The sequence below is a fragment of the Candidatus Thermoplasmatota archaeon genome, from assembly GCA_035541015.1.
Lineage (GTDB): Archaea > Thermoplasmatota > SW-10-69-26 > JACQPN01 > JAIVGT01 > DATLFM01.
This window is the reverse complement of record DATLFM010000106.1, coordinates 1-10,015: the sequence shown is the minus strand read 5'-3', so window position 1 is coordinate 10,015 and position 10,015 is coordinate 1. Positions and strand designations below refer to the sequence as shown.

Below are 10,015 nucleotides of genomic sequence, written 5' to 3'. Positions count from 1 at the left end.
CCCGAAAGGCGAGGGCGCTCTCCAGCGTCTCCCGCTCCGCCACGGCGGCCAAGAGCTCGATGGCAGTCACGTCTCCAAGCTCGCCAAGAGCGGTGGCGGCGGCGGCACGGACGTCCGGTTTCCGGTGGTCCAGCGCATCGCAAAGAGCCCGGATGTCCCGCGCGGCTTTCATCCGTTCGACGTTGGGTCCAAAAAGCGCCATCGATGCGCAGCCCCCGGCAACCGACGGCCCGACCACACGATAATCGTTTCGGGCTTGCCGGGGCGCGCGACGAAACCCCCCGCTTCAAGTAGCGCCGCGGGGATGCCCGATCCCGGGTTTGCCGATGGCCGACGTCGACTTCCTCGTCAACCTCGCGATCGCCGTCGGCATCGGCGGGCTCGTGGGGCTCGAGCGCGAGCATCGGCGCGACAGGGTTCCCGTGATCGCGGGCGTGCGAACGTTCCCTCTCGTGTGCGCCATGGGCGTCCTGCTTGTCCGCCTCGGCGACCTTTCGGGAAGCCATCTTCCGCTCGCCGTGGGCCTCTTTGCCGTAGGCGGGCTTGCCGTGGCCCTGTTCTACATCCGGCACACGATGGGCCTGACGGGCCTCACGACGCCGTTTGCCATGTTCGTCGTGTTCCTCGCCGGCACGCTCGTGGGGTTCGACCTTCGCATCGAGGGCGCCATCATCGGCGTGTTCGTGACCTTCCTTCTCGTGAGCAAGGATCGCCTGCACGGCATCGCGGGCAACCTCACGGAGGACGAGATCCTAAGCACGCTCCAGTTCGTGACGCTCGCCTTCATCCTGCTTCCGCTCACGGGCATGCTGCGCGGCGCGCTCGATCCCCTCGGCCTCGTGGGGCCGGGGCGCCCCATCGATCCCTACGGCCTCCTCCTGATCGTTTTGTTCGTCTCCGGGATCTCGTTTGCGAGCTTCCTTGCCATGCGCCAAGTCGGCGCCACGCGCGGCGTCTCCGTCTCGGGCCTCCTGGGCGGGCTTGTCAACAGCGAGGCCGCCACGGCAAGCCTCGCGGCGCTTGCGCGCGAGCGGAGGGACCTCGAGCGCGTGGCCGTCGTGGGCGTGCTCCTGTCGGTTGCGGGCATGCTCGTGCGCAACCTTGCGATCGCCGCCTTCGTGGACCCGTCGCTTACGATCGCGACGTTCATGCTGCCCGCCGTCCTGCTCATGACGGTCGCGTCGGCCGGGCTTGCCTTGCACGCGCAGCAGCGGACGCACGAGGTGGCCGGCGACGTGCGCGTGGCCAACCCGTTTGCGATCTGGCCGGCCTTCAAGTTCGCCGCCATCTTCGCCGTCATCGTGCTTGGCGCCACGGCGGCGCGAAGCCTGCTTGGCGAGGCGGGCGTGTACGCGTCGGCCCTGGGCGCCTTCGCGAGCGCCGGCGCCGTGATCGCAAGCGTGGGGGCGCTTGCCGCCACGGCCAACGTGCCGCTTCTCGTGGCCGGCCAGGTGGCGGTGCTCGCCTGCCTGCTGTCGGTTGCCAACAAGGCGCTCATCCTTCGCGCCACGAACCCGGACCTTCTGGCGTCGGCGTGGCGGCCGGTCGTGCTGCTCGTGGTTCTCGGGCTTCTCGGGCTCGTCCTCGCCTCGCTGCTTCCAACGTGAGGCTCAACACAAGCCGGACTCGGCCATGCGGGGAAGCGTCTCGCCCGGGTACAGGCGACGGCCGCCCTCGCCGTCGGTTTCCGTGAGGAGGCCCGCGCGGCGCAGCCGCTCCAGATGCCACGCGACGGTCGGGCGCGCGAGGTTCGCGTGCGCGGCCACGGCGGAGGGCTCCACGCCGGGCTTCTCGAGCACGATGCGCGCGATGCGCGCGGCGTTGCCGTTTGCAAGCACGGCGCGGCCGAGGACCTCGTCGCGCCGCGTGGCGCCGTTCACGAACCATCGCTGGCTGCGGCCCTCGCGCTCGCACGCGAGGAAGCCCGTGTCCGAGAGCACGCGCAGATGGTACACGGTGGCGCCCCACCCGACGTTTGCGGCCTTGGCGACCTCGGTCGTGTTGGCGCCCGGATTCTGCGCGACGAACTGGAAGATGCGCTCGCGCACCTCGTTCCCCAGGATCTCGCGCGAGGTGAGCCGCGCGTACAGGGGCACGACGAAGAGGAAAAGACTGCCGCGGGCCGGCGCGTAGGCCCAAAGGCTCGCGAGCGAGACCGCAAGGCCGGCGGCCAAAAGTGCCGCTCCGACGAACGCCGGCGACAGCGCGTCGGCGGCTTCCTCCGACGCGACGGCGATTCCGTCGTCGCCGCCTACCGGCTCCGCGGCGGCCTCGGACAGGAGATCGTTCTGAACCCGCGCGGCCGCGGCAAGGTCGACGCCCTGCCCGTTGGATTCCACTCGGGATTCCTGGTTCGCCTCGACCCCGCCGGCAGGCGTCTGCGCGCCCGCGCTTCCCCACAGGATGGCTTCCGCAGGCGGCGCGGAGACGAGCGCCGCAAGGCTTTGCCCGGACGCGCGAAGCGTCGCGTCCTCGGCCTGCACGAGCATCCAGACGGCGTCCGCCGGCGTGACGGTGGGCGCGCCGCCGTGCGCCACGCCCGAGAGCGACGCGTCGCGCGGGCGGAAGAGCGCGAAGAAGTCGCCGCGAACCTCGAGAAGGAGCCCGTCGGCAAGCCTGGAGGCGTCGACGAGGTCGAACGAGAGCGCGGCGGCAAGGTCGAGCTCGCGAGGGTCGAACTCGGCGACGCTGATGCGGTCGCCAAGCTCGCGCGCACGGGCGGCAAACTCGGCGGGCGAAGGCGCCGCGTTCTCGGGGACGGTGGGAAGCGAAAGACCGCGCACGTCGTTGGCGACGACGAAGACGACCCGCCCGTCGGACGCCCGCGACTGTACGACGCCCTCCTGCCAGGGCGTCGCGCGAAGCGGGAAGCCACCGTCCCAGGGGTCCGAGAGCTCGTACACGACGGCGCGTTCGAAGGAGAAGGTGAGCTCGAAGGTCGGGTCGAAGCCCTGCGCGGAGGCAAGAACGGAGGCGACGCCGGCCCGAAGCTCGGCGCCGGCGCCCACCTGGGCGGGGGAGCCGGCCGTTGCGGCGGCTGCGGCGAGCAAGGTCAACGCAAGGACCGCTCCCAGGGGGCCTCCACCCCTGCGTGGGCGCGACATGTCGCTTCGACGTTCGACCCCGACCGGACGCCATAAAGTTTTTGGTCAACTTCCTATGGCAGATCGCGCGGCCTTCGCTCGTGCTTTATGACCGGGACGCGCCTTTGGCCCCCGCATGGCTTCGCCGGCGCCCGGACTTCGGCAGGAGCTTGGCCTGCGCGAGGCGACGACGCTCATCGTCGGCAGCATGGTGGGCTCCGGCATCCTGCTGCTGCCCGGCGTCATGCTGCTCGACGTCGGAAGTCCGCTTGTCATGCTCCTCGCGTGGGTGGCCGGCGCCGTGCTTGCGCTTGCCGGCGCGCTCACCTTCGCCGAGCTTGGAACGATGTTCCCCCGGGCCGGCGGCCAGTACGTCTTCCTCCGCGAGTCGATGGGCGACCGCTGGGCGTTCCTCTTCGGATGGACGAACTTCTGGGTCGTGCAGGCGGGCATCCTCGCCGCCGTCGCCTCCGCGTTTGCCCTCTTCGTCGACCTCCTCGTGCCGCTGCCCGGCCGCGCGATCGAGGTCGCAGAAGGGCTCACGATCCCGAAGTACGGCGTCGCGTTTGTGGCCATCGGCTGCATCTGGCTTCTGGCCGGCGTGAACTACCTTGGCACACGTCACGGGGCGCGCGTGCAGGTCGTCTTTACGGTGGCCAAGCTCGTCGGCATCGTGGGCCTTCTTGCCGGCATCCTCCTCTTCTACCGCCCCACGCACGATCCCTTCGCGGGCGCCGCCTCGGCCGCCGGCGCCGGGCTTCTCGTCGCGTTTGCAGTGGCCCTCTCGCGCTCGCTGTTTGCCTACGACGGATGGCCCGTCATCACGTATGTGGCAAGCGAGGTGAAGGACCCGCAGCGCACGATCCCGCGCGCGCTCGTGCTGGGCGTAAGCCTCGTGGCCGCGCTGTACATCCTCTTCGCGCTTGCCATGGTCGTCGCCGTCGACCTCCCGACGGCGCTTGCGACGGGCGCCGATCCCAACGGCCGCATCGCGACGACGGCCGCGCAGCTCGCCTTTGGCCTTGGCGCCGCCGCGCTTGTGGCCGTCGTTGCCGGCATCAGCACGTTTGGGACCGTGAACGGCTACGTTCTCGCCGCGCCGCGCATTCCCTACGCCATGGCGCGCGACGGCATGTTCTTTGGAAGCTTCGCCCGCCTGTCGAGGTTCGCCACGCCCGGCGTCGCCACCCTCCTCATGGTCGAATGGGCAAGCCTGCTTGCGCTCACGGGAGTGTTTGCGCAGCTTGCGATCCTGGCCGTCTTTGGCCTGTGGCTCTTCTACATCCCCACGGCCGTCGGATACTTCCGGCTGCGGCGCACGCGACCGGACCTCCCGCGCCCGTACCGCACGCCCGGCTATCCCTTCGTCCCGCTCCTGTTCCTCGCAAGCGCCGTCTTCGTCACGGCCGTCATCCTGCTCAACCCGAGCACGACGCTCTCCGCGCTCATCGGACTTGCGCTCATCGCAACGGGTGTTCCGGCGCACGCGTGGTTCGAGCGGCAGAAACGCAGGCAGGCGCCCGAACGGGCGCCGGAGCTCGTCGTTGCAGGCGTGCAATAGAAGGGGGGTTCCGGGCCCCCCGGCGGATCCAAAGGGCCCGGTGTGGTTGGTCGGGGTGATCGGTTTACTGCGCAACTGCGCAGGAAATCAGTTGCCGAAGACCGGAGGGATCGTCCCGTCGCGCGTCCGATACGCTCCACCGATGTGCGTTGGCGCGCTGCGGATGAGCGACATCGTCGTGGCGAGGGTCGAGATCGACCGTACGCGCGGCGAAGGCGGGCTTGGGCCAGGCGGCGGTTGCATCGGGTGGCCGTCGAGGGACAACGCTTCGGTCATCGGGGGTGTGCCTCCCTCCCGCGCAAGGCGGTTGGGCATGCACTCGTTCGCCCAGAACTATTTGAAGTGTTTCCTAACCTCGTAGTCGAATCGAGGAAAGGGCCGGAAGGGAGCTACGGCGCCAACCGCGTCCTGTCCCTCGGGAACAGCACGCCCTCGCGGATGTTGTCGAGGCCCAGCATGACCATGACGAGCCGGTCGATGCCCATGCCAAAGCCGCCGTGCGGGGGCATGCCGTAGCGGAACGCCTTGAGGTAGCCTTCAAAGTCCGCCGGGTTCAGCCCTTTGTGCTCGATGCGCGCGGCAAGCTTGTCGGGCCGGTGCTCGCGTTGCGCGCCCGAGGTGATCTCGAGCCCTCGGTACTCGAGGTCGAAGCTGCGGCTGTCGCGGCCGTTGTCGTCCACGTACGTGTAGAACGGCCGCACGGCTTCGGGGTAACGCGTGAGGAAGTAGAAGTCGTGGCCCTCCTTGCGGAGTTCCTCGCCAAGCACGCGCTCGGCCTCCGCGGAGAGGTCCTCGCCCGGCGTGACGGGCTGCGCGAGGCGGCCGGTGGCGTTGGCGCGCTCGACCGCGTCGGCGTACGGGATGCGCAGGAAGCGCGCGGGGGGGACGGGGAGCGTGACGCCAAGCGTGGCAAGCTCCTGCGCGCAACGCTGCGCGACGCTTTGCCAGATGTGCCCGAGGAGGCCTTCGAGCGCGCGCAGCACGTCCTCCTCGGACTCGACGAAGGCGATTTCGGCGTCAAACGCGGTGATCTCGTTCAGATGCCGCGGCGTGTTGTGCTTCTCGGCGCGGAAATACGTGGCGACCTCGAAGACGCGGTCGAGGCCGGAGGCCATCATCATCTGCTTGTAGAGCTGCGGGCTTTGGGAGAGGTATGCGTCGCGCTCGAAGTAGCGGACCTTGAAGAGGTCGGTTCCGCCTTCGCTTGCCGAGCCGATGACGCGCGGAGTGTGGATCTGCGCGAAGCCGTTCTTGCGGAACCATTCGACGCCCGCGCCCACGATCTCGCTGCGGACGGCAAAGACGGCGGCGATCTCGGGCTTGCGAAGGTCGAGGAAGCGGTTGTCCAGGCGCGTCTCGATGTCGGCGGCGACCTTGTCCACGACGCCAAGGGGAAGCGGCGTCGCGGCCGCGTTGAGGACGGTGAGGTCGCCCTCGGCGTCGAGCAGGATCTCGTACCCGCCCGCCTTCGCCTTGCTCGCGTTCACGAGGCCCGTCAGGGCGACGACGCTCTCGCGCGGAACGGCGGCGTAGCGGGCAAAGCGCTCGGCCCCCACGTCGTTGAGCTTGGCCACGACCTGCACGACGCCCGTGCGGTCGCGCACGAAGAAGAACGCGATCTTGCCTTGGTTGCGGACGTCCTGGAGCCACCCGGCGATCGTCGCGCGCTTGCCGAGAAGGTCGGCGGTAAGCTCGGAGGCGTAGCGGCGCTGCGAGAGCCCGGCCATGGCGCGAGAAAAGGCTCCGGCTATTAAAGGGGCGCGCCCGCTCGGGGAGGCCGTCAGCCGACGACTTCCTCGATGTCGAAGCGGAGCGTCTTGAACTCCTTTGTCTCCGTGCTGATGACGACCGTGTGGAGGCCGCGCCCGAGATTGCGTCCGGCGACGAATACCTTCGCTTCCGTGTTCTTCGGGAAGCACAGCGGCTTCTCGACGCTGATCTCCTTCACCTTCACTTCCTTCCCGTCGATCCACAGGGAGACGCGCGCCTTGGGGATCCGGTCGCCGTCGACCTCGATCTCGGGGAAGACCGTAAGCTCGGCCGTGCCCAACGAGTTTCGGAGGCGGAAGCAGAATCCGCCGTCTTCGTTGCCGAGGCTGTTCGAAACGTACAGCTTCCGCAACACGAACGAGGGGATCTTCAAAGCAACCCCGCGAACCCCGTAGGCAAAAGCCCTATTTATACCATCCGCCGGGGGCCCGAATCTGCGAGCCCGGCCAGCGCCCGCGTCTGCGCCCGGAGGAACGTTTCCGCCTCCAAAAGCGATTGCGCATTGTTGTACGATTCCAGGAATTCCCGAGCGGAATCCGGCGCAAAACCGCCTTCCAATTCCGCGGCCATGGCGGGAAGCGCGCGCACCACGTTGTCCACGATCGTGACCGTGCCCGCCACGGCGGTGCGGGAGAGCGGGTTGAGATCGATCGTCAGGACGTCCTTCCCCATCGCCGCAAGCGCTTGGGCGCGATCGCCGTCCTCGAGCGGCACGAGGACGACGTCGGCGCCAAAGATGCCCTCCTTGCGGCACAGCGCGCGCGCGTGGTCGATCCCGGGGATGCGCGCGTCGGGATGGGCGCCAAGGACCTTCTCGCATCCGTGCGACTCCAACCAATCGACGATGCGGGCCACGCGTTCTTCCGTGCGGTGGAACAGGTTCACCTCGACGCGCGCGCCCGCCGCCTTGGCCACGCGCGCGACCGCCTCCGGGCAAAGCGCGGCGACGTTGCCGTTCACGCTCACGACCGGGCGCGCGGCGAGGCGAAGGTGCGCGGCGGCCGCGCGGATCGCGCGCGTTGCAAAGGGTTGCGTCCGCTCGGCGAGCAGGTAGTCGAAGGCCTCGCCGCGACCGTGCGCCAGGAGGCCCTGCTCGGCCACGAGCCCGCGGCGAAAACCCTGGACCAGCCGCTCGCGCGTTTCGAGCGACGCCTTCCGGGGATGCGAGGCGGGAATCTCGGTCAAACCGAAACGGCTTAAGGGGAATCGCGTATAAGACCGCGATGGTGGAGTGCCCCCCGGGCTTGATCGCAAGCCTGTTTTGCGGCCTGGGGCTCGGTGGCGTGATCGCGACCCTCTTTGCGGTCTTCTTCATCGACTCGATGCTGGTGCCCGCCGTTCCCGAGTTCTTCGCGCTGTTCTTCTTCGCGGGCGAGGGCGCCGAGTTCTACCTCGCCCAGTACGGCGCGGCCACGTGGGGCGGCATCATCCTCGTGACGGTCGTCGTGGCCGAGCTTCTGGCCAACTCGATGCTGTACCTCCTCGTGAAGCGCAAGCGGCACCGCGTTCCGGGCTTCGTGGAACGGGCCATGCACTATTGGCGCGGGATTCTCATCCTCAAGGACGAGCGCGCCGTGCTGCTCAACCGCATCGTGCCCATCATGCCCTTCATGGGCGCCTTCATCGCGATTTCCCCGTGGAACGCGCGCAAGGCCATCGCCTACGTGGGGATCGGGGGATTCCTCAAGTACTCGGCCCTCCTCCTGTTCGTGGGGTACCTGCACGTGACCGACGTCGCCACCGCCCGCCGCGCGACCTACGTTCTCATCGCCGTGCTCGTGGTGTGGGGCCTCGTGTCCTCGTACGCGCTCAAGAAGCGTCGGGAGGCGCGCGGCGAGCCCTCCAAGGCGCCGCCGCAGGGGTGAACGCATGCGCATCTGCATGCTCAATCCGCTGTTCCACCCGTACCAGGGAGGCACCGAGAAGGTCATCCTCGAATTCGGGTCCCGGCTGGCGCGCCAGGGCGTCGACGTGAGCGTCCTCACGTCGCGCCTGCCGGACACCCCCGCCGAGGAGACCGTCCAGGGCATCCGCGTGCGGCGATCGCCCGCGCTTTACCTCGCCAAGCTTCCGCCTCCTCTTCCGCCACCCTACACGATCACGCCGCGCTTTGCCTGGGACATCCTGGCAACCAAGGACGCCGACCTTCTGCACCTGCACAACCGGTACTGGTGGGGGCCGTTGGAGATGTGGGCGGTGCGCTCCTCGGGCACGCCGCTTGTCCTCACGATCCACAACGCGCGGCCGGTGGGCATCAGCCCCACCACCGACGCCGCCGCAGGGCTCTACGACGACGTGCTCGGCCATCGCTGGATGGAGCTTTCCAAGGGCATCGCGTGCGTGAGCCAGGCGGCGCTTGACGCCACGATCCCCGCGGCCCTTCGCGACCGCGCGCGCGTCGTCTACAACGGCGTCGACACGGAGCGGTTTGCGCCCGAGGCGGGAGCGGGAAGCGTGCGGGAAAGGCACGGCATCCCGGCGGAGGCGCCTTTGATCCTCTCGAACGCGCGCCTCATCGAGCAGAAGGGCCTCTTCGTCCTGCTCGACGCCTTCGCGCAGGTCCGGCGACGGCACCCCGACGCTCACCTCCTCCTCGTCGGCAAGGGGCCGCTCAAGGAGGCCCTGCAGGAGCACGCCCGCAAGCTTGGCGTCGAGGCGGCGTTTGCCATCGTGACGGGCATTCCCGAGGACGAGCTCGTGCACCACTACAACGCCGCGGACGTCTTCGCGCTTCCGTCCTTCTACGAGCCAAGCGCCGTCGTGCTGTACGAGGCGCTCGGCTGCGGCAAGCCCGTCGTGTGCACCGAGGTCGGAGGCAACACCGAGATCGTGTCGCCGGAGTGCGCCGTCGCCGTGCCGCCCCGGGACGCCGCGCGGCTGGCGGAAGGGCTCCTTCGCGTGCTCGACGACGACGCGCGTCGCCGCGCCATGGCGTCGGCCGCGCGCGCGAGGGCCGTCTCGCAGTTCGACTGGTCCGTGGCCGCCCGGCGTTACCTCGAGTTCTACCGCGAGCTTCTCGCGTAGCGGAGCGGGGCTCGCGCGGCGGGCGCGTCCCGGCCGTCGGAAGCGCAGGCGCGCTCGTACACGCGAAGCGTGGCCGCGACGTAGCGTGGCCACGAGAAGTCCTGCGCCCGCCGGCGCGCCCGCTCGCCAAGCCGTCGGGCAAGCGCCGGATCGCTCCAGAGCTCGACCATGGCCCGCGCGAGCGCCTCCGCGTCGCCGGGGGGCACGAGCCGCGCCGCGTCCCCGGTCACGTCTGGGATCCCGCCGGCCGTCGTGGCGACGATCGGGCACCCTTGCCGCATGGCCTCGGCGACGGCAAGGCCCAGCGCTTCCTGCAACGCCGGGTGAACGACGAACCGCGCGCGGGCGAGCAGCGCCTGCCGCGCGTCGTCGGGGACCGCGCCCGCGAAGCGGACGCGATCCGAAACCCCGCGCGCGCGGGCCAGGCGCTCCAACCGTCGCCGCTCCGGACCCTCGCCCACGACGACCACGTCGACGCCGGGCGCCCGCGCGACGGCCTCCACGAGGACGCGAAGGCCCTTCGTCGGCACGAGCCGTCCCACGAACACCGCCGGGCCGTCGCGGGGCGCCTCGGTCG

Annotated in this window: 10 protein-coding genes; 4 read left to right on the top strand and 6 right to left on the bottom strand. The window is 69.6% G+C overall.

The genetic code is table 11. The features are described 5' to 3' along the window. The first annotated feature begins 326 nt into the window (after positions 1-326). On the top strand, positions 327-1,607 hold the full coding sequence (locus tag VM681_10495) for a DUF4010 domain-containing protein (protein ID HVL88413.1): 1,281 nt from the start codon (positions 327-329) through the stop codon (positions 1,605-1,607). A gap of 3 nt (positions 1,608-1,610) precedes the next feature. Here the strand turns inward: VM681_10495 and VM681_10490 are convergent, their stop codons facing one another. Further along, complete coding sequence (locus tag VM681_10490; protein ID HVL88412.1) at positions 1,611-3,056, bottom strand: hypothetical protein; 1,446 nt, start codon at positions 3,054-3,056, stop codon at positions 1,611-1,613. A 163-nt stretch (positions 3,057-3,219) separates the two neighbouring features. Here VM681_10490 and VM681_10485 point away from each other — a divergent pair, with 163 nt between their 5' ends. Continuing rightward, a complete protein-coding gene (locus VM681_10485) occupies positions 3,220-4,644 on the top strand; it encodes an APC family permease (protein HVL88411.1) in 1,425 nt (474 codons plus the stop codon). Positions 4,645-4,731: 87 nt separating this feature from the next. On the opposite strand, the gene VM681_10480 is transcribed toward VM681_10485, so the two are convergent. From VM681_10480 to VM681_10465, 4 genes are all read right to left on the bottom strand, one after another. After that, the gene (locus tag VM681_10480) at positions 4,732-4,920 is read right to left on the bottom strand and encodes a hypothetical protein (GenBank protein HVL88410.1); all 189 of its coding nucleotides are present in this window, start codon (positions 4,918-4,920) and stop codon (positions 4,732-4,734) included. A gap of 113 nt (positions 4,921-5,033) precedes the next feature. Then, positions 5,034-6,371, bottom strand: coding sequence for an aspartate--tRNA(Asn) ligase (aspS, locus tag VM681_10475; protein ID HVL88409.1), 1,338 nt, complete (start codon positions 6,369-6,371; stop codon positions 5,034-5,036). A gap of 53 nt (positions 6,372-6,424) precedes the next feature. Beyond that, entirely contained in the window at positions 6,425-6,787 is a 363-nt protein-coding gene (locus tag VM681_10470; GenBank protein ID HVL88408.1) for a hypothetical protein, read from the bottom strand. A 35-nt stretch (positions 6,788-6,822) separates the two neighbouring features. After that, the gene (locus tag VM681_10465) at positions 6,823-7,599 is read right to left on the bottom strand and encodes a 4-phosphopantoate--beta-alanine ligase (protein ID HVL88407.1); all 777 of its coding nucleotides are present in this window, start codon (positions 7,597-7,599) and stop codon (positions 6,823-6,825) included. Between the two features lie 38 nt (positions 7,600-7,637). Between VM681_10465 and VM681_10460 the strand changes: the two genes are divergently transcribed. Together VM681_10460 and VM681_10455 are read left to right on the top strand one after the other, a co-directional pair. Continuing rightward, positions 7,638-8,279 carry a hypothetical protein gene (locus VM681_10460; GenBank protein ID HVL88406.1) on the top strand — a complete coding sequence of 214 codons (642 nt, stop codon included), beginning with the start codon at positions 7,638-7,640 and terminating at the stop codon, positions 8,277-8,279. A gap of 4 nt (positions 8,280-8,283) precedes the next feature. Next, a complete protein-coding gene (locus VM681_10455; protein ID HVL88405.1) occupies positions 8,284-9,438 on the top strand; it encodes a glycosyltransferase family 4 protein in 1,155 nt (384 codons plus the stop codon). Here VM681_10455 and VM681_10450 read toward each other — a convergent pair. Continuing rightward, positions 9,417-10,015 (bottom strand): glycosyltransferase (locus VM681_10450; GenBank protein HVL88404.1); only part of this gene is annotated, 599 nt, incomplete at its 5' end. The genes VM681_10455 and VM681_10450 overlap by 22 nt on opposite strands.